Annotated in this window: 24 protein-coding genes; 9 read left to right on the forward strand and 15 right to left on the reverse strand. The window is 64.3% G+C overall.

All coding sequences use genetic code 11. From position 1 onward, the window contains the following. Nucleotides 1-32: 32 nt before the first annotated feature. Complete coding sequence (locus tag H7A19_14765) at nucleotides 33-557, reverse strand: choice-of-anchor D domain-containing protein (GenBank protein MCP5476091.1); 525 nt, start codon at nucleotides 555-557, stop codon at nucleotides 33-35. Nucleotides 558-757: 200 nt separating this feature from the next. On the opposite strand from H7A19_14765, the gene H7A19_14770 reads away from it, so the two are divergent. Next, a complete protein-coding gene (locus H7A19_14770) occupies nucleotides 758-1,594 on the forward strand; it encodes a hypothetical protein (GenBank protein ID MCP5476092.1) in 837 nt (278 codons plus the stop codon). A gap of 433 nt (nucleotides 1,595-2,027) precedes the next feature. Here the strand turns inward: H7A19_14770 and H7A19_14775 are convergent, their stop codons facing one another. From H7A19_14775 to H7A19_14790, 4 genes are read right to left on the reverse strand one after another with little or no spacing between them, the layout of a single operon-like run. Next, entirely contained in the window at nucleotides 2,028-2,507 is a 480-nt protein-coding gene (locus H7A19_14775) for a hypothetical protein (GenBank protein MCP5476093.1), read from the reverse strand. Between the two features lie 31 nt (nucleotides 2,508-2,538). Continuing rightward, nucleotides 2,539-3,111, reverse strand: coding sequence for a hypothetical protein (locus H7A19_14780; GenBank protein ID MCP5476094.1), 573 nt, complete (start codon nucleotides 3,109-3,111; stop codon nucleotides 2,539-2,541). After that, entirely contained in the window at nucleotides 3,108-3,626 is a 519-nt protein-coding gene (locus tag H7A19_14785; protein MCP5476095.1) for a nuclear transport factor 2 family protein, read from the reverse strand. Before H7A19_14785 ends, H7A19_14780 begins: the two co-directional genes overlap by 4 nt. 47 nt (nucleotides 3,627-3,673) lie before the next feature. Then, entirely contained in the window at nucleotides 3,674-4,168 is a 495-nt protein-coding gene (locus tag H7A19_14790; GenBank protein ID MCP5476096.1) for a GFA family protein, read from the reverse strand. Between the two features lie 120 nt (nucleotides 4,169-4,288). Here H7A19_14790 and msrP point away from each other — a divergent pair, with 120 nt between their 5' ends. Further along, the gene (msrP, locus tag H7A19_14795; protein ID MCP5476097.1) at nucleotides 4,289-5,257 is read left to right on the forward strand and encodes a protein-methionine-sulfoxide reductase catalytic subunit MsrP; all 969 of its coding nucleotides are present in this window, start codon (nucleotides 4,289-4,291) and stop codon (nucleotides 5,255-5,257) included. 95 nt (nucleotides 5,258-5,352) lie between these two features. Next, entirely contained in the window at nucleotides 5,353-5,889 is a 537-nt protein-coding gene (locus H7A19_14800) for a sulfoxide reductase heme-binding subunit YedZ (GenBank protein MCP5476098.1), read from the forward strand. A 253-nt stretch (nucleotides 5,890-6,142) separates the two neighbouring features. Here the strand turns inward: H7A19_14800 and H7A19_14805 are convergent, their stop codons facing one another. Beyond that, entirely contained in the window at nucleotides 6,143-6,727 is a 585-nt protein-coding gene (locus tag H7A19_14805; GenBank protein MCP5476099.1) for a hypothetical protein, read from the reverse strand. Nucleotides 6,728-7,023: 296 nt separating this feature from the next. Here H7A19_14805 and H7A19_14810 point away from each other — a divergent pair, with 296 nt between their 5' ends. Next, nucleotides 7,024-7,428, forward strand: coding sequence for a GFA family protein (locus H7A19_14810; GenBank protein MCP5476100.1), 405 nt, complete (start codon nucleotides 7,024-7,026; stop codon nucleotides 7,426-7,428). Between the two features lie 673 nt (nucleotides 7,429-8,101). Here the strand turns inward: H7A19_14810 and H7A19_14815 are convergent. From H7A19_14815 to H7A19_14845, 7 genes are all read right to left on the reverse strand, one after another. Then, on the reverse strand, nucleotides 8,102-8,548 hold the full coding sequence (locus tag H7A19_14815) for a ribosomal protein L7/L12 (protein ID MCP5476101.1): 447 nt from the start codon (nucleotides 8,546-8,548) through the stop codon (nucleotides 8,102-8,104). A gap of 84 nt (nucleotides 8,549-8,632) precedes the next feature. Beyond that, entirely contained in the window at nucleotides 8,633-9,016 is a 384-nt protein-coding gene (locus H7A19_14820) for a cupin domain-containing protein (GenBank protein MCP5476102.1), read from the reverse strand. Beyond that, nucleotides 9,013-9,465: a hypothetical protein gene (locus H7A19_14825; GenBank protein ID MCP5476103.1), complete on the reverse strand. Its 453-nt coding sequence runs from the start codon at nucleotides 9,463-9,465 to the stop codon at nucleotides 9,013-9,015. The genes H7A19_14820 and H7A19_14825 overlap by 4 nt, the downstream gene beginning before the upstream one ends. Nucleotides 9,466-10,022: 557 nt before the next feature. Continuing rightward, nucleotides 10,023-13,106, reverse strand: a complete 3,084-nt coding sequence (locus H7A19_14830) for an efflux RND transporter permease subunit (protein MCP5476104.1) — start codon at nucleotides 13,104-13,106, stop codon at nucleotides 10,023-10,025. Nucleotides 13,107-13,411: 305 nt separating this feature from the next. Further along, entirely contained in the window at nucleotides 13,412-14,542 is a 1,131-nt protein-coding gene (locus H7A19_14835) for an efflux RND transporter periplasmic adaptor subunit (GenBank protein ID MCP5476105.1), read from the reverse strand. Next, nucleotides 14,535-15,956 carry a TolC family protein gene (locus H7A19_14840; protein ID MCP5476106.1) on the reverse strand — a complete coding sequence of 474 codons (1,422 nt, stop codon included), beginning with the start codon at nucleotides 15,954-15,956 and terminating at the stop codon, nucleotides 14,535-14,537. The genes H7A19_14835 and H7A19_14840 overlap by 8 nt, the downstream gene beginning before the upstream one ends. Nucleotides 15,957-16,075: 119 nt before the next feature. Beyond that, on the reverse strand, nucleotides 16,076-16,741 hold the full coding sequence (locus tag H7A19_14845; GenBank protein MCP5476107.1) for a TetR/AcrR family transcriptional regulator: 666 nt from the start codon (nucleotides 16,739-16,741) through the stop codon (nucleotides 16,076-16,078). Nucleotides 16,742-17,052: 311 nt separating this feature from the next. Here H7A19_14845 and H7A19_14850 point away from each other — a divergent pair, with 311 nt between their 5' ends. After that, nucleotides 17,053-18,039: a fumarylacetoacetate hydrolase family protein gene (locus H7A19_14850; GenBank protein MCP5476108.1), complete on the forward strand. Its 987-nt coding sequence runs from the start codon at nucleotides 17,053-17,055 to the stop codon at nucleotides 18,037-18,039. A 108-nt stretch (nucleotides 18,040-18,147) separates the two neighbouring features. Here H7A19_14850 and H7A19_14855 read toward each other — a convergent pair whose 3' ends face one another. Further along, complete coding sequence (locus H7A19_14855) at nucleotides 18,148-20,112, reverse strand: PhoX family phosphatase (protein MCP5476109.1); 1,965 nt, start codon at nucleotides 20,110-20,112, stop codon at nucleotides 18,148-18,150. A 120-nt stretch (nucleotides 20,113-20,232) separates the two neighbouring features. Then, a complete protein-coding gene (locus H7A19_14860; protein MCP5476110.1) occupies nucleotides 20,233-21,807 on the reverse strand; it encodes a phospholipase D family protein in 1,575 nt (524 codons plus the stop codon). Nucleotides 21,808-21,999: 192 nt separating this feature from the next. On the opposite strand from H7A19_14860, the gene H7A19_14865 reads away from it, so the two are divergent. The 4 genes from H7A19_14865 (at nucleotide 22,000) to yidC (ending at nucleotide 25,097) form a co-directional block, all read left to right on the forward strand. Next, on the forward strand, nucleotides 22,000-22,611 hold the full coding sequence (locus H7A19_14865) for a YbhB/YbcL family Raf kinase inhibitor-like protein (protein MCP5476111.1): 612 nt from the start codon (nucleotides 22,000-22,002) through the stop codon (nucleotides 22,609-22,611). Between the two features lie 214 nt (nucleotides 22,612-22,825). Continuing rightward, on the forward strand, nucleotides 22,826-22,960 hold the full coding sequence (gene rpmH / locus H7A19_14870) for a 50S ribosomal protein L34 (protein ID MCP5476112.1): 135 nt from the start codon (nucleotides 22,826-22,828) through the stop codon (nucleotides 22,958-22,960). A gap of 11 nt (nucleotides 22,961-22,971) precedes the next feature. Further along, nucleotides 22,972-23,379, forward strand: a complete 408-nt coding sequence (rnpA, locus tag H7A19_14875; GenBank protein MCP5476113.1) for a ribonuclease P protein component — start codon at nucleotides 22,972-22,974, stop codon at nucleotides 23,377-23,379. Then, on the forward strand, nucleotides 23,379-25,097 hold the full coding sequence (gene yidC, locus H7A19_14880; GenBank protein ID MCP5476114.1) for a membrane protein insertase YidC: 1,719 nt from the start codon (nucleotides 23,379-23,381) through the stop codon (nucleotides 25,095-25,097). The genes rnpA and yidC overlap by 1 nt, the downstream gene beginning before the upstream one ends. Nucleotides 25,098-25,136 lie beyond the last annotated feature (39 nt).

Raw genomic sequence — 25,136 nt, forward strand, 5'->3', positions numbered from 1 at the left:
GCGCGGGCCGGGCTGCTGCGTCAAAGGGTCAATCAATGCGGGCGCCGTACCACGGCCATGCCGATGGCCAGCGTCAAGCCAATCAGGGTGAGCAATCCAAGGCGGTCCAGACTCGGCGCCGGCACGGCGGCCGAGGGCAGGCCGGTACCCGTCAGCGCAGCGGTACTCGTGATTGGATTGCTGCCGTAAACCGAGGCACTGACCTGAGCATTGCCGTTCTGCACCCCCACAAGCTGCGGTGAGAACACCACGCCGATGGTGCACGGATTGGGCGCCGCGCCGGCGCTGGGGCAGGTGCCACCGCTGCGCAGCCAGCCCGAGGGCAGGGTGATGCTGACATTGGCCAGTTGATCAAAGCCGCGGTTGCCCGGATTGCCCTGGACGGTCAGGGTGGCCGCGGCACTGCTGTTGCCCACCGTGACATCGCCAAAGTTGAGGGTTGTCGGTGTGAGCTGGAGTGAGGGCACGCCATCGGTGTCGGCGAATGCCGCGGTCGATGCCAGCCCGGTCAGAGCCAGCGCCAGGAGGTGCGCAATGTATGTTCGAGTGGGGTGCATGTCTTCCAGATCTCGTCAGGGCGGGTACGACCCAGGTGGCCGGGTCAGATCAGCCTAGACATCTGGGTGGGCAGGCGAATGCCATGAACATGGCAGGTGCCGGGACGGCGGGGCGCGGCTGCGGGTTCTCCTGAGTCACTGAATACCGCAGACTTCCGCGAACGGCCCTCATTCCGATGGCGAGCACGGAGCCTCCAGCAATGATGTCCACTCGACTGCGCCTGTACCTGTTCGGGCTGCTGGCGACCCTTCCGCTGCATTCGGCAGCCGAGTCGATACGCCTGGCGCCGCCGCAAGCGATGTTCAAACAGAGCACCACACTGAATCAGTTTGTCAGTGGCACGCTGCGCTTTGTCATGCTGCATGAACTGGGGCACGGGCTGGTCGATCTGTACCAGATTCCGGTGCTGGGCCGCGAAGAGGATGCCGCTGACCGATTTGCGACCTGGTGGATGTCGCCCGATGGCGCCGAGAACGGGACCGACGCCGTCGCCGCCGTCGAATGGTGGATGGCCTCAGGCCAGCAGAGTGGTCTCAAGCGCGAACAGCTGCCGTGGTGGGATGAGCACGGCATGGATGAGCAGCGTGGCTTCCAGATTGCGTGCCTGCTGTACGGCGCCGATCCGCAGATCATGGAACCGCTGGCGGCGCGCGTCGGCTTGCCGCCGGAACGGCGCGAGAAGTGCATAGCCGAGGCGGACAGCAACGCTGCGTCCTGGTCGGCCTATCTGCGCGCGCAGGCGGTGACCCAGGCGCAGCAATTCGATGGCTTTCTGGCGCCAGTGAACTATCTGCAGCCCGAGTCGGTGCGCACCATCAGCGCCGCGGCCCGCGCTCGCGAGCTGAAGTTGCTGGAGCAGTTGCAGGGCCTGCTGCGCCAGTTCAAATACCCTCAAGGCAAGCCGGTGGTGCGTCTCGTGGCTCAGGACTGCGGCAAGGCCAACGCCTTCTGGAGCTCTGATGAGCGCGCCATCGTGCTCTGCTATGAGTTGATCGATCACGTCAACGACGTAGGCAAGGCGGCCGGGTTTCGGTGAACGAGCTGTGGAGCGACCTTGCGTCGCGACCGCCGATCCGCGTACCAGTCGCGGGCCTCACCTGTGGGAGCGGGCTTTGCCCGCGATAAGCTCCGCCAATCCGGCCAAGGATCGCGGATGAATCGGCTCTCTCACCAAAAATTCCGCAAGTAGCTGAATCAAAACATTTTCCGCAAAGGACGCAAAGGACGCAAAGTAGAGCGGTTCCAAGATGTCGGCTGGCGGTGTCGCCAGAGATCGCGCCTAGCCGGCCAAGCTTTGAAATCTTCGCGTCCTTTGCGTCCTTTGCGGACAAAAAATGGACCCCCGGGATCGCCGTCAGTTTGATGCGCGAATAAGCGCACCGACTGGGGCGACCGGGCCTCCCTCAGGTGTGCCGTGAAGCCCAGCTGAGCTCAGATGGGCGCACCGACAGGTAACCTAAGGGGCGCGCCTACGACTGCTCCAGCTTCGGGTATCCAGCCGCCACCCAGGCGCTGGCGACGTCGTGGTTGAAGCGGAAACTGGCGGCGACGCGCTGTCGCGCCAGTTCCTCGCCGTCATCATCGACGGCGCTCAGTTCGGCGTAGGGTTCGTCCTCGTCGGGCACGATATCCAGCAGCACCTTGACGCGCCCGTTCTTGACGGCGACCTTGGTGCTCTTGTGCAGCGCCGCGTGCGCCTGTTGCTCGTGGCGCATGATCACTTCCGAGGCGGTCTTGACCAGCGTGGCGAAGGCGTTGGCATCCAGCGGTTTGGGATTCTTCTTGTCGCGACCCATGGTCCAGGGGCCCACCAGAGCCGGCTCGGACTCGCCGTCGGGGGTCATGGCGACGGCCCAGCCTTCGTCATCCTCGTTCTTGAGGACCTTGGCGGTCCAACCCTTGTCGGCCCAGAGTCGGTCTTCCTGGATGCGGGGCGGTGTGTCGTCGATGGCCGACTCGTTGGCCTGCTCTGCGGCTGGATCAATCAAGGTCCGGATCTCGTGGTTTCGATGACGCTACATTAGCAGCCCGCTTGAACACCTGGTGGTTGCCGGGCTTCCAGCTCTTGCCGCCATCGTCGGTGTATTCCATGCGCGATTCGAAGCGGTCATCCTCGATGTTGAAGCGGGTGAAGCGCAGCTGGCCCATGCCACCGTCGGCAGTGGCGTACACCTGCGACAGTCGCTCTTCGCTGCCCAGCGGCCCGGTCATCACCCAGAGCTTGCCGTCACGTCCCACCGCCGCCATCTCGATGATGGCGGCAGCCTCGTTGATGTAGAAAAGGATACCCGAGGCCTGCTTCATCTCGGGAATTTCGTTGCGGCCGCGAACCACACGGTCGGGCACCACCCATTCGAATTCGTAGCTGCCATCAACAGCCTTGGCCACGCTGCCGTCTTCATTGAGGAATTCGGTCTGCACCTCCCAGCGGCCGATGGCATTGCGCAGTTGTGCCACCGAATGCTGCAGCGCAGCAGGATCCAGTTTCGGTTCTTCGGCAGTCAGGCACAGCGGCAGCAACAGCGCGACGAGCAGGATCAGCAGTCGGTTCATGGCGCTTGCTCCTTGGCGCTGGTTGTTTCGGCTGGCGCAGCCTTGCCTGATTCGAGCTCCGTGCCGGTGTTCTGATCATGGACCAGAAACCAGCCGTCGCCTTCACGCCTGAACAGCAGGGACAGGTAGTGATCGGCATGGTAGGGCTGGCCGCCGCGATCGGCCTCGTCGTAGCTGACCAGCAACAGGGCATGGCCCATGTCTGCGGTCTGCTCGATGGCCACGGTGCGGTAATTGAATGTCCAGCCGGTCTCGTCGAACCAGGCCTTGAGCATCTCGCGATAGGCGCCCGCATCGTCGAAATACTTGCCGTTGGGCAGAATGAAGCTCAGTCGCGGGCCGCGTGTCAGCGTAGCCTCGAAGGCCTGGAAATCACGCGCCTGGATGGCATCCAGATGGCGTTTGAGCGTGCATTCGAAGGCACAGTGGTCTGCGGCTTGCGCTCCCGCCGCAGCGCTGCAGACAAGTGACACGATTCCCAACCAGAGCGCCGCCGACCGCGTATTGCCATGCATGACCCGAACTCCTGATGGTGGATGGTGTTCTTGGCAAGCCCGCGCCTTCACTTGGAGGCCGGGGCCACGGCATCTTCCCGACGCCGCAGACTCTGTTCTGGCCAGACTTCGCGGGCTTGATAGTATTGGGCGAAGGTCGGTACACCCTCCGCCAGCAGCACCCAGGGCTGTTTTGACTCGGTGTAGATGTGCACATCCGGAGGCGCCTGATCAGGATCGTCCAGGGTGCCAACGCGCACGAAACTGAGTGCGTCGCCGGCACCTGCATAATGACTCCAGACCGCGATGCGGCACTGCGGGCAGCGGGCGATGCGCTGGCCCCTGCCGCTGGCCGACGGCGTATCGACCCATTCGGGTGCGGCGCGGAGCAGGGTGATCCGGGTGGTCTCGATGACGGCATTCAAGGCAAAGGCGCTACCGCTCTCGCGCTGGCACCAGCGGCAATGACAGCAGTGCACGATCAAGGGTGGGGATTCGAGCTGATACCGCAGAAAGCGGCAGCCACAGCCGCCGCTCAGTGGGACATGGGGGCTTGCAGTCATGTCAGGTCTCCGATGGCAGCAGCCAGCCGCACAGCGCATGTTCCCGTGGCGCGCGTAAGATCGCAAGCCTGCGTCCGGTCCGGTCCAGTCCAGACGATCACTGCCGCACAAGGTCACCCCATGCTCATCCGCAGACCACCACCCATGGCCGCTTCGGAAATCACGCCTGAAGGCGTATACCGCCGGCGTCGCGAATTGCTGGGACTCCTCGGCATGGGCAGCCTTGGGCTGTTGGCCGGCTGTGGTTCGGCGGATTCCGGCGCAACGACGGCCGCCGCGGATGCGACGCCCAAGGCGCCGCTGGGCCCCTTCGATACCAACGAAGCGCAGACCAGCTTCGAGCAGGCTTCCACCTACAACAACTACTACGAGTTCGGCACCGACAAGTCCGATCCGGCGAAGAACGCGAAGAACTTCAAGCCACGTCCGTGGACGGTCGAGGTTTCGGGTCTGGCCGAGCGCACCGGCACATTCGATCTGGATGATCTGGTCAAGCCGGCTTTTCGGGAGGAGCGCGTCTACCGCATGCGCTGCGTGGAAGCCTGGTCGATGGTGATTCCCTGGCTGGGCGTGCCTCTGGCCAAGGTCATCGAGGCGCTCAAGCCCACCAGCGCCGCACGCTACGTGGCTTTCGAGACCCTGTACGACCCGGCACGCATGCCCGGGCAACGGCAGGCGGTGCTCAACTGGCCCTATCGGGAAGGCTTGCGTCTGGACGAGGCGCTCAATCCCTTGCCGCTGCTGGTCACCGGGATGTATGGACGCGAGCTGCCGAATGCCAACGGTGCGCCGCTGCGGCTGGTGGTGCCGTGGAAGTACGGCTTCAAGGGCATCAAGGCCATTGTTGCCATCCGCTTCCTCGAGAGCGAGCCGTTGACCACCTGGAAATCGCTGGCGCCCGACGAGTACGGCTTCTATGCCAACGTCAATCCCGAGGTCGACCATCCGCGCTGGAGTCAGGCCAGCGAGCGTCGTCTGGCTGAAGGCCGCTCGCTGTTCAATGCGCGGATTCCGACCTTGCCCTTCAATGGCTATGCCGAGCAGGTGGCGCACCTGTATCAGGGCATGGATCCGAAGACGCTGTATTGAACGCGACGCCCTTCAAGGCTATCGATCGGGTGGTCTGGATCAAATGCGCGCTGTGGCCGCTGCTGCTGGCCCCGGCGCTGCGCTTGGTCTGGCTGATGTTCCTGGTGCAGAGCGGTCGTGAGCCGAATGCGCTCGGCGCCGATCCCATCGCCTATCTCACCCATCAGACCGGTGACTGGGCTGCGTATTGTCTGGGCGCCTCCCTGGCCATGACGCCGCTGCGGCGGCTCAGCGGCTGGGCGCCGTGGATACGCCTGCGCCGGCTGCTGGGACTGTTTGCCTTCTTCTATGCCAGTCTGCACCTTGGCGTTTATGCGGCGCTGGATCTGGGTTTTGACCTCTCGCATCTGTGGGCCGACATCGTCAAACGCCCCTACATCACCGTCGGATTTTCCGCCTGGCTGCTGCTGCTGCCGCTGGCAATCACGTCCACCCGCGGCATGATGCGCCGCCTCGGTCGCCGCTGGGGCCAGCTGCATCGCGCGGTCTACCTGATCGGTGTGCTGGTGCTGCTGCATTACGCCTGGTTGGTCAAGGCTGACCTGACCTGGCCGATCATTTTTGCCGCGGTCTTTGCCGTGTTGATGGTGTTGCGCTGGTGGCCCGCGGCCCGGAGACGTGGGACGGGGTGAGCGGTTCGGTGTCAGGGCTGAGGGCACGAGGGCAAGAGGGCACGTAGAATCAAGAGCCCGCGTCGAAGTGGCTGTTGCGCTTCCCCAGCACGTTGCCAAGAGCGTCCAGACAAGTCTGGACCTACCAGAGCCCGAAGCCCGTAGCCTTTTCCCGTGCCCCGTGCCCCGTGCCCCGTGCCCCGTGCCCCGTGCCCCGTGCCCCGTGCCCCGTGCCCCGTGCCCCGTGCCCCGTGCCTCGTGCCTCGTGCCCCGCTCAAAAATCGTAGCTGACGTTGCCGTTGGTCTCGGAGATCAGCTTGTTGGCAAACAGCGTGTCGATGATGCGGCTGACTTCCTCGGGCGGAATCTTCTTCTGGAAGAAGGCGGCTACGGTCTGCGTCAGGGTCTTCAATTTGCGCGGGCGGCCCTTCTTGTCGGTCTTGCCGAGCAGTTCGATCACGCGCTTGGTGTTGGCGTCTTCGGTCGGCGGCGCGGTCTTCGGATCCAGCTCCAGCAGACTGTTGAGCCGCCGGCACTTCAGGCCTTCCTTGTTCAGATGGCGCAACAGCGGATCGAAGCCCTTGTCCTTGCTCAGCACCAGGCATTGCTGCTGTGGCGAGCGCTCGATGACCCGGCCCAGGTGGCAGGCGATGTGGAAGTCCAGCGCATTGCTGCCGACCGCGTCGACCCGATGCCAGTCCACCCGCTGTCCCAGCTTCTGTGCCTGCGTCACCAGCTCGATCGGCACGCTCTTCTGGGTGGCGCCGACGAAGATGATGACCTCGTAGCTGTCGTCCAATCGGCTCAGGTCCACCTGCTGGACGTTCTCGTAGTCCACCAGCAGCAGCTTCTTGCTCATGACCTGATTCTCCTTCGTCAATCACGGTCCACCATTGTAGGCCGCCATGAATGCAGGTCACGTTGGTCGTAAAGCGGTCTACGTGGCCCAGATCTTCCCTTGTAGGCCGGGTCCGCGCTCCGGCAGGGTCCGTCTGAGCCGGAGGGTCACCGAGCGCGCGGCGCCCGGCAGGGCCCGTCGCGGCCGTCAGCGTGAATCTGCGCTTCGCTCGACGGTAGATCCGCGCGCGCCGGGGCCGCGCCACGCATCGCCTGCAGCGTGATAATCGTGCGTACGGAAACGACGGAGGCATTGCCATGGCCAAAGGCCAGTGCAACTGTGGCGGGATCGAATTCGAGATCGACCAGGATCTGAGCGAGGTCTATGTCTGCCACTGCTCGATCTGCCGGCGTTCCACCGGCAGCAATGGCATTGCCGTGGTGGTGGTTCCCACCGAGCGTCTGCGCTGGATTCGAGGCCAGGATCTGATCAGCAGCTGGATCAAACCGGGTGCCGACTGGCAGACCTGGTTCTGTCGGATCTGCGGCTCGCCAGTGCCCGGCGACAACAACCCCGGCACCGTGTTTGTGCCGGCGGGATCCATCACCGAAGGCGGTGAGAAACTGCGCGTGGCGCACCACATCTGGGTTGATTCCAGAGCGGTCTGGGACCAGATCGGCGATGCCGGGAAGCAGCATCCGGAGGCCTTTCGGAAGGGCTAGCCAGGATCGACCGCGTGAGACATGGGTTCGTCCAGAGGCAAGGGTTTCGGTCCGATCGTGGCCACTGGTCATGAACCCTCGGTGTCATTGCGAGCCACCTGTTCCGGCGTGAAACTGTCCACGGGCCATGAACCACAAGCTGCCTGTAGGAGCGACCTCGCGTCGCGACCGGCAAGCCGCACGTCCGAAGCAGCGGTCGTGCCGCAAGGGCGCTCCTACAGGTGAACAAAGCAAATCAACGGCTTACGATATGGGTTCATGGAGAGCCACCTGTATCGGCCCGATGCTGCCCACCGGCCATGAACCCGCCGTCGTAGGTCATGTTGTCCGCGTCAGCGGACTACGTGACATCGAGTTGCGTCACGTAGCTCGCTACGCGAGCAACGTGACCTACAACAGCAAATCAACAACCTACGATCTGGGTTCATGGAGAGCGTAGCGAAGCAATCCAGACGCACGCTTTCAAGAGCGCCGGGTCGTATTGCCACTGCGTTCGCCTTTGGAAGGCGCCGCGCTGCGGCGCCGCTTTTCGTTGACGGGAAATCAAGAGCGGCCGCGCAGGCGCGCGGCCCTCCTCAAAGCGACTGCAACCAGCAAAGTCGCTCATGGTCCGCGGCCCATGGCGCAGGCCAACTGGCATGCCGTGCGTTTCCAGACGCCCCGCCGGCGCCACTCACAGCGGCGCTTCTGCACCCGGACCACGCAGCAGCGCAAAGGCGGCGACCGCGGCCAGGATGACGGCGATCAACCACCACCAGCTGGAACTGGCGCGGGCGACAGTGGGTGCTGTGGTCGAACTGCTCGTCGCCGGCGGATCGAGCGCCTCGACCCAATCTTTCGCCTCCTTGAGACCGAGGCCCGTGTGCCCGCGCAGCAGTTTGATCGCCTCGATCTTTTCCCCGCGGGCCAGCGCCGCGCGCACGTCGTCCGGCAAGCCGCTGTCGGGGGAACCGGTCTGACGCGGGGCAAGCGCTAAGAGCCGGTGCTGATCGATGAGATCCTTGGCCTCCTTCAGACTGAACTGGCCATGCTCGCGCAACCGCTTGATGGCCTCGATGGTCTCGCCGCGCGCCAGGGCTTCACGCACATCCGCGGGCAGATTCTCGGGTGTGATCGACATGGCCAACCGTCCTTGTGCAATGCAGACGCGCAATCCTGCACCGCGCTCGCGATCCCGTGAAGTGCATCCGCCGGCAACTGCCCTTCAAAGCGGACGCAACTGCTGCTCCAGCGTTCGCGTGAACTCGGTCTGCTCTTCACCGGTGTGTCGCGTCGACTTGCGCTCGATCAGCATGATCAGGCACTCCTCGTGCGCTATCGGATTGTGGCGCACGCCCTTGGGCACCACGTACATCTGCCCCGGGCCGAGGTCGACGGTGTGTGCTTCCATCTCGATCCGGAACTGGCCCGCAAGCACGTAGAAGAGTTCATCTTCATCGGCGTGCGCGTGCCAACCCAGCGTACCTTGCACCTTCGCCACCTTGACGTAATTGTCGTCAAGTTCGGCCACCACCCGCGGCGACCACAGCTCGTCCAGTGCCGCCGCGATCAGCTTTGGAGCCAGCACCTGGCTGGGGTCACGGTTCATGAGCAGCTCTCCTCCACGCTGCGCCAGATCACTGGCTCCCAGAAGTCATTGGGCGCCCTGGCGCTGATCCTGTCCGGATACAGGCGGGCGCTGATCTGATGGTTGGTGTTGGCCTGCACTTCGATTTCGATGATCTTGTAGACCAGCGGCACCGCCTTGTTGCCGAGTTTGCGCAGCTTGGTATAGCCGCGCGGGGTATCGGCGACCCGCTCCTGGATGGCGATGGCGTGCTTGCCCACCGGCAGGCGGTAGCGGTTCTGTACGCGCCTGGGCAGATCCTCGCCATCGATACGGCGGATGTCGGCGGGGTAGAGATCCTCTGACTGCGGCGGCTTGGCCGGGGCGCTGACATAGCCACAGGCGTCCCCTGCGGCGAGAGCTGGCGTGCTCAGCAGCGTCAGCAGGCAGAGCAGCCCGGCGAGCGCGCGGAATCGTGGAAACAGAACCATGGAAATCCCTGTGGCAACGTTGACCGGCCCATCTTAGCCGGCATGGGTATGTATCACAGCACCGGCAAGCTGCAGGAGGTCCTGACTGTGGGAGCGGGCTCTGCCCGCGATCGATGTGGCTCGGACCCAACCATCGCGGGCAGAGCCCGCTCCCACAGTCAGAGCCCGAGCCCGGCTGCTACTGGTTGCCGGTGCCAGGCTCTCGTAGATACAGACAAGTCTGGATCTACAGATCCCTCAGGTCCGGGGTAGGAGCCGTCTAGCCCGCATTTCTCACACCTGCGCGAGCAGATGCCCCCAATCTTCTAGTGGCACAAGGCGATTCCGAGGCACGCACCAGTCACAGAGAGTTTGGCTGCATCTGCCCGCTTTGCGGCCCTCGCTGGTTCTTTGCGACTATCGCTGCGTTGCTCCTCCTCGCAATGGAATCACCATTCCTCGTCGTCGCGCCTTGCGCTAGTCGCAAAGCCCTGCGCGATCTTCCGCAACAGGTGTGAGAAATGCGGGCTAGCCTTTCCCGTGCCCCGTGCCCCGTGCCCCGTGCCCCGTGCCCCGCTTCAGGCCAGCGCCGGCTTCATCGGCGCCTCTGGTGCACGGGCGCAGCTGGCGTCCAGGGTCGGCGGCAGCAGCTTGTACATCACCGGGGTCACCAATCGGGCCAACAAGGTCGAGGAGATCAGGCCACCGATGATCACCCAGGCCATCGGCGAGTACATGCCGACCTGCTGTACGGCCAGCGGCAGCAGGCCGCCGATGGCGGTGGCACTGGTCAACAGAATCGGCAGGAAACGCACTTCGCCGGCACGCTCGACCGCTTCGTCGATGCTCAATCCGTCTTCGCGCAGCTGGTTGGTGAAATCGACCAGCAGGATGGAGTTCTTGATCTCGATGCCGACCAGGGCGATGAAGCCGATCATGGCGGTGAAGGACAGGCTGTAGCCGGTCAGGAACAGCGCCACCAGACCGCCCAGCACGCCGAGCGGTATGACCGTGGCCACGATCAGGGTTGAACGGAAGCTGCCGAACTCCAGCACCAGCACGGCGAGGATGCCGAACAGCGCCACCAGCATGGCAGCGCCGAGGCCGGCAAAGCTCTCGGCCCTGCTCTCGACTTCGCCGGCGGCTTCGAAGCGGTAGCCGCGCGGCCAGTTCATGGCTTCCAGTCGCTCGATGACCTCGGCCGTGACCTTGCCGGTGTTGTAGCCGGTTTCGGTGAAAGCGCTGATGATGACCGTGCGCTCGCGGTTGTAGCGCTGAATCTGCGGCGGCGAGCGCTCGAATTCCAGCCGGGCCAGTTGCGAGGCCGGCAGCAGCGCGCCGCTCAGGGAGGGCACGCGCACCTGGTCGAGCTGCTCCAGCGTCGGTCGACCGTCGATGGCGCTGCGCACAACGATGTCATAGCTCTCGCCGGACTCATCGCGATAGTCGCCGGCATCGACGCCGCTGACCGCGAGGCGCACGGCGCGATCGAATTCCACGCTCGGCACGCCCAGCAGCGCCGCCTTTTCCGAGTCCAGGTTGAGCTTGAGATCGGTGCGATCCAGCCGCAGTGGATTGTCGACGTCACGAGTGCCCGGTACGGACGAAATGATGCCTTCGACCTCGGCCGCCAATGCCTTGAGCGGGCCCAGTTCACTGCCGAGCACGCGGATGGCGATGGGCGCGTCGATCGGCGGCCCATTCTCGAACTCCTTGATGACGATGTGCGCATTGGCGTACTCGCGCAGCTCGCCGCGCAGACGGTCGATGAAGGCCGGGGTCAGGTCCGGATCGTATTTCTTCACCTGCACATAGACTTCAGCCAGGTTCGAGGACTGCTCGGCCGGGATGATGTTGTAGTAGATCTTGGGATTGCCCTTGCCGAGGTTGCTGAACCAGAACTCGATCTCGTCGTGGCTGGCAAGCCGCTCCTCGACAAAGCGCAGGGCGCGATCGGTCTCGCTGATGCTGGCGCCATGCGGGGCGGTGATGGTGATCAGGAACTGCGGCGTGTCGGCCTTGGGAAACAGGCTGAAGCCGACCACCGGCACCAGCGCCAGCGAGGCGACGAACAATCCCAGCGAGGCGAGAACCGTGGTTTTCGGGCGCGCCAGCGCCACGTGCAGCAGCGGCCGGTAGAAACGATGAATGCCGGACATGACCGCCTGCAGGATGCGGTTGCCTTCAGCCGGTTCGTGGCGCGGCAGGATGCGACTGGCGAGGAAGGGAATGATGGTGATGGCCACGATCAGCGAGGCGATCACGGTGAACACCACGGCCATCGGCAACACGCGGATGAACTGGCCGGCGGTGCCGGGCAGCGCCAGCAGTGGCAGGAAGGCAAACAGCAGGGTGCCGGTGCAACCGAGGATGGCCACGAAGATCTGCTGCGTGGCCTTCACCGCGGCTTCCTCGCGGCTGTGGCCCTCGCGCAGGAAGCGGGCGATGTTCTCGACCACCACGATGGAATCGTCCACCAGCAGACCGAGCGCGACCACGAAGCCGGCAATCGACAGCTGATTCAGCGAATAGCCGATTGCGTACAGCCCGGCCAGGCCCATGGCCAGCGACAGCGGGATCGAGATCATCACCAGGCTGGCGGCGCGCAGGCCCAGCGGCAGCAGGGTGATGGTCACCAGGCCAATGGCGATGGCGAAGTCGATGCCGAGACGATCAAGCCGATGGCCGACATTGGTGCTCTGCTTGAAGCCGCGTTCCAGAGTCACCCGCGCTGGCAGGCCTTCCTCGAAACGATCCAGCGCCGCATCGATGCGCGCTTGCATGTCGAAGATGTTGACCCCGTCCTTCTGATTGGCCGTGACGAATACCGCGCGCTTGCCGGAGTAGCGTCCGAGGTAGCGTTGCTCGGCGGTATCCCAGCTGACCTCGGCGACATCGCGCACGCGCACGGTGCGCGCGTCGCTGGCGCTGATCACGGTGGCGCGCACCTGATCGAGTGAGGTGTAGGCCCCGGACGTCTTCAGCGAGAAGCTGCGGGCGCCGACATCGATGCTGCCGGCCGGAATGTTCGCGTTGTCGCTCTGCACCGCCTGCACCACCTGACCCGGCGTCAGGCCCAGCTCCGCCAGCCGCTTCAGATCCACCGCCACGCGCAGCTCGCGATCGGGATAGGCCCAGGATTCGGCGGTGCGGATGCCCGGCAGGGTCTTCAGCGAGTCCTTCAGCGTGCGCGCCAGGTCTTCCAGTTCAGCATAGGGGGCATCCTCGCTGACCAGCGCCATCTGCACGATGTTGACCAGCCCGGGATTGACCTTGCGGATCTCCAGCTTGACGATCTCGGCCGGCAGATCCGGGCGCAGGGCATTGATCTCGCGCACGATTTCCTCGTACTTGCGCTCGACATCGACGCCGGCAATGAACTCGGGGACGATCACCGCCAGCCCGTCGGAACTGGTCGAATCGATGCGCTTGATGTCGTCGAGTTCGGCCAGGCGATCCTCGATCGGCTTGCTGATCAGCCGCTCCATCTCCACCGGATCGCCGCCGGGAAGCACCGCCGAGATCACGAAGGCCGGAATCGGAAAGTACGGATCCTCCGAGCGCGCAATGCTGTTGAAGGCGTACACGCCGAGCGCGATCAAGCCGAGAAAGGCGACCAGCGTGAACGGGTAACGCTTGATGGGGAATTCGAGGAAGGTCATGGCGGTGGGCTCGGAAAGTCGATGCGGTGTTCAAACTGGTGCGGCTGGCTGGCGGGCCCGGTGATGGCGGGGCCGGGTAAAACGTGAAACGTGAAACGTCAATCTGAGCGCAGGCGCAAGTCATGTTGGCCGCGCAGCGGGCCAGGTAACGGGGCAAGTCGGCGTTATTTTCGGGGCACGGGCAGAGCGGCGTTCTTGTTGTGGGTCCAGACTTGTCTGGACGCTGTTCGACTCAAGCCAAGAGCGTCCAGACAAGTCTGGACCCACAACAGCGCCAGCTCTTCCCCTGCCCCGTGCCCCTCTTCTCACCCCTCCGTCAAGCGCACGCGCCTGCCGTCGACCACGTAGGCCGCGCCATCGGTGACCACCTGGGCGCCGGCGCTGATGCCGCTGCTCAGGGCCACATCGGCGCCATCGATGAAGGCCACCGTGACCGCACGTCGGGCGACGGTCTGGGTGGCGGCGTCGTACACAAAGACCGTGGCCTTGTCGTTCTGGCCTTCGAGAATGGCAGCCATCGGGATATGCACCAGTTCGGCACTGCCGGCGCTGGCCGGGGTCAGCGTCACGCGGGCTACCAGTCCACTGCGCAGGCGCGGGTCGGTCGCGCTGAGTGCGAGCTCGATGTCGAACATGCCGCTGCGCGGATCTGCCGCGGCGGGCAGTTGCGTGACGTCGGCCTGCAGCGTTTCGCCGGGCAGGGCGTCGAACTGAACGCTGGCGCGATCGCCCAGCGCCAGCTGGACCACGTCGCGATCGGCCAGACTGGCCTTCAGCACATAGCCCTTGGTGGCACTGCCCAGCACCAGTACCGGGGTGCCGGGGGCGACGGTTTCGCGGGCCTGCGCCAGCTTGCGCAGCACGATCCCGTCGGAAGGCGCGGTTATGACCGCGTACTCGCGATTGAAGCGCGTCGCTTTCAGCGTCTGCGCGGCAATATCGCGCTGGGTGCGCAGATCCTGCAGCGACTCCAGCGGGATCACCTGCTCCTGATACAGACGCTCGCCGCGGGCCAGGTCACGCTCGGCCTTGCCGAGCAGTTGCCGGGTCTGTTCGACCTGGCTGCCGATCTCGGCCAGCTCCAGCTGCGCCAGCACCTGCCCGGCCTTGACCGTGGTGCCTTCGTCAACGGCGATGTCGGCGATGACCCCGCCTATCTTGAAGGCCAGCCGCATCTCGTCCTTGTGTGCCAGCACTGCACTGGAACGGATCACCGGGGCCGCCGGGCCGACCCTGGCGGCGGCCACGGCCACGGGAATGACGCGCTCGCTCTGGGTGTTCACGGCGCTGTCGCCGTCGGCACAGGCAGCGATGCTGAGGCTCAGCGCGACGACAAGGAAGGGGCGAATCATGCGGCCTCCGGTGGAAGGGGCGGTGTTTGGGTCGGTGCGGAATTGGCCGGACTCGCTGGCCTCGGCGCAGAGCGGTTTATCCACGGCGGTTCTCCAGCGCCAGAGCGGCGCGTAATTGGGCGAGGCTGACCAGCACGTCGAAACGGGTCAGGTTGAGATTGAGTTCTGCACTGGTCTGGGCGCTGCGGGCATCGATGAACTCGACCTGGGCGATCGAGCCGGCATCGCGCTTGCGGGCGGCGATGCGGAAGGCCTCGGTGGCGGCGTTCTGGCGCGCCTGGGCCGTGTCGAGCGAAGCTTGCGCGGTACGCAAGCGATCGGCTGCCTGCCGCACTTCCAGGCTGATCTGCTGGGCGACTTCGGCTTGCGCAATCTCGACCCGTTCGCGGCTGGCTCGCGCTGCCGATACGCGACTGCGGCGCTGGCCGAAATCGGCGATGCGCCAGTCCAGCACCAGCGAGGCCATCGCGAAGTTGCGGCCGCTGCCGAAGCCGTAGTCCTCACCCTGGATGCCGGCGTCCAGCGCAAAGGCGACAGTCGGCAGATAACTGGCCCGCTCGGCCTCGACGGCCGCCTCGGCCGCACGCGACTGCGCCTGCAGCTGCTGCAATTCGAAGCGCGCCCCCCGGGCCTGCGCTTCCAGGCGTCCATCATCATCCACGGCCTCGGCGCCGAGTGTTGCCAGTTGCTGGCGCACATGAGCCAGCGGCTCCGGTGCGGCGGTGCTGGCCACGTCCGCATCCAATGGCCGGTTCAACAGAAAATTCAGATAGTTGCGGGCCAAAGTCTGGCGGTTGCCGGCGTCCAGCAGTTGCTGCTCCACCGCCAGCTTCTCAGCCTCGGCGCGCAGCACCTGATCACGGGTGATCTTGCCGTTGTCGAAGAGCACCCGATTGACCCGCAGATTCTCGACCAGCAGATCGCGGCTGGATTCCACAATCTTGACGGCCTCCCCGGCGCGCAGGAAGTCCAGATAGGCGACTTCAATATCACGCTCCAGGGAACGTTCGTAGGCGGCGCGCGCGGCATCACTGGCAGCCACCGTGGCCGCGGCGGCGTCGATGCCCGCGGCGATGGCCGGCGCGTACAGCGGCTGGGTCAGACTGAGTCGCGTGTCCTGCTCGCGCTCACGCAGGAAGCGAATCTCCTGATTGGCAATGGCGCCGAATCGCGGTGGCTGGCCTTGCGCCTGCAGCAGCTCGTTGAGGGTCTGATAGGCCGGATTGACCAGATCACCGACCGGCAGCGACTGCGTGCGCCCGCCGTCGGCGCGGCTGTAGCGCGCCGACAGGGCCACGGTGGGCCGATAGCGGGCCCGCGCCTCGTCCAGCTGCGCCTGGGCCCGGCGCACATCGGAGCCAGCCGCCTGCAGCGCCAGATTCGAGCTGCGACCAGCCTCGATCAGCTGCGCGACCTGAGCGCTGTATTCGTTCTGAGCCAAAGCCGGCGGCATCAGTGCCCCCAGCAGCATCACCAGCATCCATTGTCGCGCGGTCATGGGTTCGTAACTCGTTCAGTGGTTAGACACGTGTCAAATTCGGGTCAAAAAAAGCGGTGAAACGTCAAACGTGAAACGTCAACTCAGAAGCGCGGAGCCCCGGGCTTCGAGTTGACGTTTTACGTTTCACGTTTTACCGCTTCATCCTTTGCCGCCAAGCCAAATCCCACCATCTGCAGCGCATGATCAATCATCTGCTGCGTGCTGATGCCGTCCTTGGCCAGCATCTGCGCCTTGGTGGCGGCGATCTGGATGATTCCGTGCATGAAGCCCCAGAGCGTGACCGAGGTCAGGTAGGGGTTGCCCAGATCAGGCCGGACCGAGCCATCCTTCATGCCTTTCTCGATGCAAGCCACCATGATCGAATGCACCCGGTCGCCGGCCACCATGCATGCGGCCTCATTGCTCTCTTCGTCCACGTGCGTCGGCGAATGCGCCTCGAAGCGCGCCAGTGCCTGAAAGTAATGCGGAACTTCCTGGGAAAACGCCACATAGGCCCGCCCCAGCGCCTCGACCTGATCGCGACCGCGCGAGTGCCGGGTCGCCGCCTGCTCGAAACGATCCCCCAGCAGCAACAGCGCGCGCTCGCAGATGGCGCAATGCAGATCGAACTTGTCCTTGAAGTAGACGTAGACCAGCGCCCGCGACAGCCGCGCCTTGCGCGCCACCTGATCGATGGTCAGTTCATCCCAGCCGGTATCGGCATAGACCTCTTCCGCCGCATCCACGATCTGCTTGCGGCGGGCTTCCTTTTCTTCCAGACGACGTTCGGCGATGTAGTTCATGGTGTGGATAATGGGCTAATGGCTGACACTGTGTCAATGGGTGTCGGTGTGACAGGTGGAGGTGAAAGGGTGGCTTGGGGCGCGCCATTGAACCCTGTGGGAGCGGACTCTGTCCGCGATCGCTGTGGTGGTTGATTTTGGGGTGGCTGGATCGCGGCTGAAGCCGCTCCCACAGGAGCCTTGTCCTCAGAGGTCCGTGGCTGAACGCCCCCACCCACTCCCTCAACCAACAACCAACAACCGCCTCCAACCCTTGCGCCGGGCGCGCTTGCCCCCAAGACTGCACACACCCTTTTTCACGGAGTCTCCCCATGAAACTCGCATCGCTCAAACGCGGCGGCCGTGATGGCACGCTGGTTGTGGTCTCGCGTGATCTCAAGCGCGCGGTGGAAGTGGCGCCGATTGCGCGCACCTTGCAGCAGGCGCTGGATGGCTGGTCGGATATCGCGCCGCGCCTGAATGCGGTGGCCGAGGCGCTGGAGGCGGGCAAGGCTCACGGGGTGTTCGAACTGGATCTGGCCGATCTGGCGGCGCCGCTGCCGCGCGCCTATGAGTTCGTCGATGGCAGTGCCTACCTGCCGCACGTCGAGCGCGTGCGCCGGGCGCGCAATGCCGAGGTGCCGGAATCCTTCTACGTGGATCCGTTGATGTATCAGGCCACCAGCGCCCAGTTCCTGGGGCCGCATGATCCGGTGCAGGTGGTCAGCGAGGACTACGGCATCGATCTGGAGGCCGAGGTCATCGTGGTCACCGACGATGTGCCCATGGCGGTGACGCCCGAACAGGCCGCCGAGCATATCCAGCTGATTGGTCTGGTCAACGATGTGTCCTTGCGCAATCTGATTCCGGCCGAACTGGCCAAGGGTTTCGGCTTCCTGCAGAGCAAGCCGCGCTCGGCGCTGTCACCGGTGCTGGTCACGCCCGACGAACTGGAGGGTTACTGGAAGGACTCGGTGTTGCATCGCAAGCTGATCACACACATCGACGAGCAGCTCTTTGGTCAACCTGACGCCGGTACCGACATGCAGTTCAACTTCGCCCAGCTGGTGGCACATGCGGCCAAGACCCGCAATCTCGGCGCCGGCACCGTGGTCGGTTCCGGCACCGTCGCCAACCAGGACGAAGCGGTCGGCGCCTCGTGTCTGGCGGAAAAACGCATGCTCGAAATCATCCGCGACGGCAAGCCAAGCACGCCTTTCCTGCGCTACGGTCAGCGCGTGCGCATCGAGATGTTCGACGAAGAAGGAAACAGCCTGTTTGGTGCCATCGAGCAGGAGATCGTGGCTTACCAGCGCTGAGATCTGCGATCCTGACCTGTGGGAGCGGGCTCTGCCCGCGATCAGGTTCTGATCCCGGGCCGCAGCATTCGCGCACAGAATGCGCCCCCGGTTGCGGGTCGAAGGCCCTCAGGTCCCGATGATCCCGCCGTCGATCTTGCGGATCACCACCGTGGACGAGCGTGGCCGCTGGCCGAAAGGCCAGGCCGAGATCGCGGTCGGATTGTCCGGGTCGCTGCGTTCACTGGACGGCTCGCCCGGGTGCTGGACGTTGATGAACAAGGTGCGCATGTCCGGGGTCGAGGTCACGCCAGTGATCTCGCAGCCGCGCGGGCCAGCCAGGAAGCGTTTGAACTCGCCGCTGATAGGATCGTAGGCCAGCATCTGGTTGTTGCCGAGGTTGCGATAGTCGCCACGCTGCGCCGCCGGCAGCGACACGATCGAGGTCGAGACATCGGTCTGCACCCAGAGAATGCCGCGGTCGTCGAACCACAAACCGTCCGGACTGCCAAAGGCATCGCCCTCGATGTTGCCGCGCAGGGCCTGATCATTGGCCATGGGATCACCGCACTGGACGAAGATCTCCCAGGTGAATCGGCGCGCGCTGTTGTTCTGATCCTGCTCGGCCCAGCGGATGATGTGTCCAAAGATGTTGTTCGCGCGCGGATTGGCAGCATCGGTGCCCGGCTGGCCGTTGGCGCCGCGGCGGCTGTTATTGGTCAACGTGCAATAGACATCACGGGTGCGTGGATTGACTGCGATCCACTCGGGCCGATCCATCTTGGTGGCACCCAGGCGATCGGCCGCCTGGCGGGTCTTGATCAGCACCTCGCCCTGATCGGCAAAGCCGTTCTCAGGCGTCAGACCGTTGTTGCCCCACACCAGCGGCAGCCATTCGCCGCTCTGGTCATCATTGAAGCGGGCCACGTACAGCGTGCCGTCGTCCAGCAGTTCGCGATTGTTGGCGACATCGCCCTCGACGTAAGGCCGGCGCGAGACGTACTTGTAGATGTACTCGAAGCGTTCGTCATCGCCCATGTAGACCACCACGCGCCGGTCGCTGCCCAGCGTCACCCAGGCGCCTTCATGCTTGATGCGACCAAGCGCGGTGCGCTTGATCGGCGCCGCGGCCGGATCGAAGGGATCGATCTCGACCACCCAGCCGAAGCGATTCGGCTCATTCGGGTGCAGGCCTGCATCAAAGCGCGGGTCATGCTCATCCCAGCGGTAGCCGGCGCCACCGGCGCTGATGCCATAGCGACGCTGTTCGGCAGGAATGCTGCCGCTGTTGACGAAGTAGCCGTTGAAGTTTTCTTCGCAGGTCAGATAGGTGCCCCAGGGTGTATAGCCGTTGGCGCAGTTGTTGAAGGTGCCGAGGATGCGCCGGCCAGCGGGATCCGCTTCGGTGCGCAGCAAGGGATGGCCGGCGGCCGGGCCCGACACCGCCATCGGTGTGTAGGCCGTGATCCGCCGGGCATAGCGCGAGGGTCGCTGCACCCGCCAGTTGGAACCGTCGTAGAGCAGTTCGATCACCGATACGCCATGGGCCGCCTGCGACTTGCGCACTTTCTCCGCCGTCCAGGTGCGCTGGCCATCAGGGTGCAACAACCCGTCGTCGGTGTATTCATGGTTGCAGACCAGCAGGCCGCGCCTGGACGAGGGCGTGGCCCGTCCGCCGATGTTGAAGCGCGCGGATTCCTCGAAGGGAAAGAAGTGCATGCCGTCGTTGTGCATGCCCCACTGCTGTTCCTGATCCTCGGCACTGTTGCTGGCGTCATAGCGGAAATAGCGGCTGACATCAGAGAGCGGATCGCCCCAGGCCATCAGCACTTCGGCGCGATAGCCCTCGGGCACGATCAGGCTGTCCGCCTCGGATGCCGGGATCGGCTCGAATCCGACGCGGGGCGTCACGCTGTAGGCGGGCGTCTGCGCGTAGGAGCGTGCCGACAGCAGCGGCAGTCCGACCACTGTGGCGGTGGCGGCTGCCAGTGTGCCTTTCAGGAACTCGCGGCGGCGCTGGCTGGCGGCCAGTACCTCATCAAACTGCAAATTGCCGGAAAAATTGGAAATGCCATCGTCATGGAAAGTGGTCATCGGCGCGGGCCTCGTCTGCATCGTTTGCGATCCGTGGCAGCACGGATCCGGGAGAGGCGACGCTAGGCAGCGCCGATGACAGCGCGATGCGTGCCGGATTGCAGACGTGTTAACAGGGCTTTACAAGTGCCGCTCCACCGGCAACACCCGCGCCAGGAAGGCGATGATGCGGCGACTCCAGCTCGACGTCGGTTCGCGGAACTGGCGTCGGGGCTTGCCGTTCTGGACATCGGTCCAGACCAGGCGATTCCGTTCCAGCGACAGTCGATAGCTGTATTGCGGCAGCAGATTCTGCTCGAAATGGCTGCGCACGCCGGCGGCGAAGTCTGCATCGTCGATACGCACGCCCATCTCGGTATTGATCCAGGTCGAGCGTGGCGTCAGATTGAAGGAACCGACGAAGGCGCTGCGGCCATCGACGACGACAGCCTTGGTGTGCAGGCTGGCGCGCGAAGAGCCGCGAAAGGGCGATTCCAGTCGGCCCACGGTGAAGCGTTTCAGTTCGTGGATTTCCACACCTGCGCGCAACAGCGCCCGGCGATAGCGCGCATAGCCGCCATGCACGGCGGCCACATCGGTGGCGTTCAGCGAGTTGGTCAATACCCGGATGCGCACGCCCCGGGCGCGCAGGGCCTTGAGCCAGCGCAGCCCCTTGCCGCCGGGAACGAAATAGGGCGAGATCAGGATCACCTCCTGCCGGGCCTGATCGATCATGCTGCGCAGGTCGGCAGCCACGCCGATCAGATGGTCATCGCGCTGCTTCCATTTGTCGGGAGGGTCGATCAGCACCGAAACACGCTCGCCAATGAAGCGCCTTGCGCCCGACACGGCGTCAGCACGCAGTGTGTCTGCATTCAACGCTGACTGGAACGCGTCCTGATCGAGCGTGACAGCTCGATCGGCCTCCAGCGCCTGCCGTGCCGAATCCAGATTCGGAACAGGGCGCTGGTCCGGAAGCTGCTCCAGGGGAATGACGATGGTCGAGTTCCAGTAGTCGTCGAATCCGACACTGGCCTGATGCGCCGCCGCTCCGATCAGCAAGACCCCGAGATCGCGGAAGGCGAAGGCAGTACCGACGCCGTAGTACTCATCACCGACATTGCGGCCACCAACGATCGCGACCTGGCCATCGGCAATCCAGGCCTTGTTGTGCATGCGGTGATTGAGTCTGAAGCCGCTGAACACGAACTCGAAGACATTGCCCAGGCTTGATCGACGTGTGCGGTAGGGGTTGTAGACCCGCAATTCGATATTGGCGTGCTGGTCGAGCGCCGCCAGGTCGTGATCGAGGTGCCGCACATAGTTGTCGTCGATCAGCATGCGTACGCGCACGCCGCGATCGGCAGCCCGCAGCAGCTCGCTGGCCAGCAAGCGACCGCTGCGATCGTTGAGCCACATGTAATAGAGCAGATCCAGACTGGTCGAGCTCAGCCGCGCTGTCTGCAGTTGCAGAGCGAGTGCATCCTGATTGGAGTGAACCAGACGGTAGCTGCTCTGCCCGGCTTGCAGCTGCAGTTGTGCAACGCCATCAGCGATGGAGCCGCTGCGGGCAGCCGGCAAGGCCGCCTCGGACTGATGTGGTTCGCGCGGCAGCAGTGGGGCGCAGGCGCACAGACAGGCCAGCAGCAGGGCCGTCGCCACCCGCCGCAAGCGCTGCCGGCATGGCGGAACGGGCTGGATGGGCTGACTGATCATGCGTGGCGCTGGATCTCCGCTGCGGACTGGGATTGAATTCTAGGCCTTGCCGCCGAAGTTGTTTCCGGTCCCGGCTCGCGGTTCGGCTGCAAGGTTCAGTGGCGCTCAGGAATAGGCGGACGATCGATCCGCACATCGAGCCCACGATCACCGTCGTATGCTCGGGCTCTATCGTCATCAGGAGCGACCGTCATGCGTCTCAGCAGTCAGAGTTTTTCCGAACAGCAGCGGATACCCGGCGAATTCGCATTCGGTGTCCCGGGCCAGGGCGAGCCCATGGGCTTCGGTGCCAACCGCAATCCACAGCTGGCCTGGGACGAGGTGCCGCCCGGCACCCGGTCCTTCGCCCTGATTTGCGTGGACGACGACGTGCCCAGTGTCTTCGATGACGGCAATCAGGCCGGCCGCAGCATCGCCCACGATCTGCCGCGCATCGATTTCATCCACTGGGTGATGGCCGATATTCCTTCCGATGTGCGCGAAATTGCCACCGGCAGCTGCTCCGACGGTGTGGTCAAGGGCGGCAAGCAGGCGCCTGCAGGTCCCGCCGGCAGTTGCCAGGGCATCAATGACTACACCGGATTCATGGGTGATGGCGACTATTACGGCTATGACGGCCCCTGTCCGCCGTGGAATGACGAACGTCTGCACCACTACCACTTTCGGGTCTATGCGCTGGATGTGCCCACGCTGAGCCTGTCCGGACGATTCACCGCCGCTGACTTGCAAAAGGCCATGCACGGTCATGTGCTGGCCGAGGCCGAGTTGACCGGCACCTACACGCTGAATCCGGCGGTGGCCTGAAATACGGCGGTTCCGCCGCAGGCGAATCCGCCATCGGGATTGCCGGGGTTTGATGGCGGAGTCCGCCTGGGTAGTTTGGGCGCGAGGATCGGGGCGGCGTGGGTGGGTGGGTTCCACCCTGCGGGCTGAATTTGTCTCCTGACCCGACTTTACAACTCGATGGACTGCCGGCTACTATGCCGCTCTTTTCTCAAACCGATCTCTGGAGTTCGCCATGAAGCGCACTTATCAGCCGAGCAAGCTCAAGCGTGCTCGCACTCATGGCTTCCGCGCCCGGATGGCCACCCCTTCGGGCCGAGCCATTTTGAATGCCCGTCGCGCGAAAGGCCGCAAGCGCCTGATCCCCTAAATCCGCAGGCAATGCCGGGATCGCGCTTTCCGCGTCGGGCCCGGCTGCTGTTGCCGCGTGAGTTCGATGCAGTATTCAAGAGCGGCCGTCGAGAACGCGGCCGCTTTTTTGTTTGTGTGGTCGCCGCCGGAACTGCCGACGGCGCCCGCATCGGATTTGCGGTCGGCAAGAAGCACCTGCCCGCGGCGCATGACCGCAATCTGGTCAAGCGCATGGCACGCGAGAGTTTTCGTGTCCGTCGCGGTCTGATGCCGGCAGTCGATCTGGTGCTCTCGCCTCGCAGCGAAGTGGTGCGTGGCGACCGGAAAAGTCTGCGCACCGATCTGGATGCCCTGTTCGATCGCGTGATCGCCGCTTCCACCCCTGTTTCAGCATCCGTTCGCGTGTCGGCTGAGCCCGGCAGCGAGGAGAGCCCTTGATGAGCAATTTGCGTCTGTTCCTGCTGCTCGGCATTGCCCTGGTGGGCATGCAATTGTGGACCGCCTGGCAACGCGATTACGCGCCGCCGCCCGAACAGACGGCGCTGGCAGAGGCCGCCGGAACCCCTGCGGTCGCGGCGGCAGGCGATGAGGTGCCGACGGTCTCCGATGTGCCCTCGGCGGGAGAAGTCCCGAGCGCGCCGGCGCCGGAGACCAGCGCTGCGACGGAAGCCCCGGTCGCCAGCGCGGCGGCTGTCGATGAAGGCCGTCGCATCATCATCGCCAACGATGTGCTGCGTCTGACCGTATCCACCCGCGGCGCCGAGATCCGCCAGGCCGAACTCAAGACCTATCCGGTCAGCCTGGAGCAGAAGGACGTACCCTTCAAGCTGCTGAGCGAAGATCTGAGCCGTTACTACGTGACCCAGTCGGGTCTGGTAGCCAAGGACCAGCCTGCCCCCGACCACACGGCGATGTACAGCATCGACGGTGACGAGTTCAAACTGGCCGACGGCAGCGATGCCCTGGAAGTGCCACTGACCTGGACCGATGCCTCCGGCCTCACCGTGCGCAAGATCATCCGGCTGGAGCGTGGCAGCTTCACTGTGGGCGTGCGCCATGAAATCAGCAACCAGACCGGCGCACCCTGGCTGGGCAGTCAGTATCGTCAGATGCAGCGCGTGCCTCTGCCGCGGCCACATGCCTTTGCCTTCAACAATCCCGAGCTCTATGCCTTTGTTGGCGCCGCGGTTTACAGCCCCGACGAGAAGTTCAAGAAGCTCAAGTTCGAGAATTTCGCCGAAGAGCCATTTGCCCGCAGCTTTGCCGGTGGCTGGTCGGCGATGCAGCAACACTATTTCGTCGGTGCCTGGGTGCCGGACCCGGCCGAGCTGACCCACTACGAAACCGCCGTGTTGCCGGCCAACGGCAATCTGCCGCAGCGCTTTCTGATGCGCCAGAAATCGCCCCTGGTCGAGGTGGCGCCGGGCGCGACCCAGAGTATCGGTGCGCGGCTGTACCTTGGCCCCAAGCTGCAGAACGAGTTGCCCAAGGTGGCGCCAGGTCTGCAGTACACGGTCGACTACGGCATGGTCTCCTTCATCGCCCAGCCGCTGTTCTGGATTCTCAGCCATATCCATGATCTGGTCGGCAACTGGGGTCTGTCGATCATCCTGCTGACCCTGCTGGTCAAGCTCGCCTTCTACCGCCTGAGCGAATCGCAGTACCGCTCCATGGCCAAGATGCGCAAGCTGCAGCCGCGGCTGGAATCGCTCAAGGAACGCTTCGGTGACGATCGCCAGAAGATGGCGCAGGCGCAGATGGAGCTGTTCAAGAAGGAGAAGGTCAACCCCATCGGCGGTTGCTTGCCGATGCTGCTGCAGCTGCCGGTGTTCTTTGCGCTGTACTGGGTGATCTTCGAGGCGGTCGAACTGCGACAGGCGCCCTTCTATCTGTGGATACACGATCTGTCGATCAAGGATCCGCTGTACATCCTGCCGGTGCTGAATGTGGCCGTGATGTTCTTCACCCAGAAGCTCACACCAACGCCGGGCATGGATCCCATCCAGAAGAAGGTGCTGCAAACCATGCCGCTGATCTTCGGCGTGATGTTCGCCTTCTTCCCGGCGGGTCTGGTGCTGTACTGGCTGTCGAATGGCTTGCTCGGTCTGATCCAGCAGGTGGTGATCACCAAGCGCATCGAGGCGAGCAACAAGTGAGGTGCGGAGCGAGGTCGCTTGACCCCAGCTTGATCGCCA

This window comes from Rhodanobacteraceae bacterium (assembly GCA_024234055.1).
GTDB lineage: Bacteria > Pseudomonadota > Gammaproteobacteria > Xanthomonadales > SZUA-5 > JADKFD01.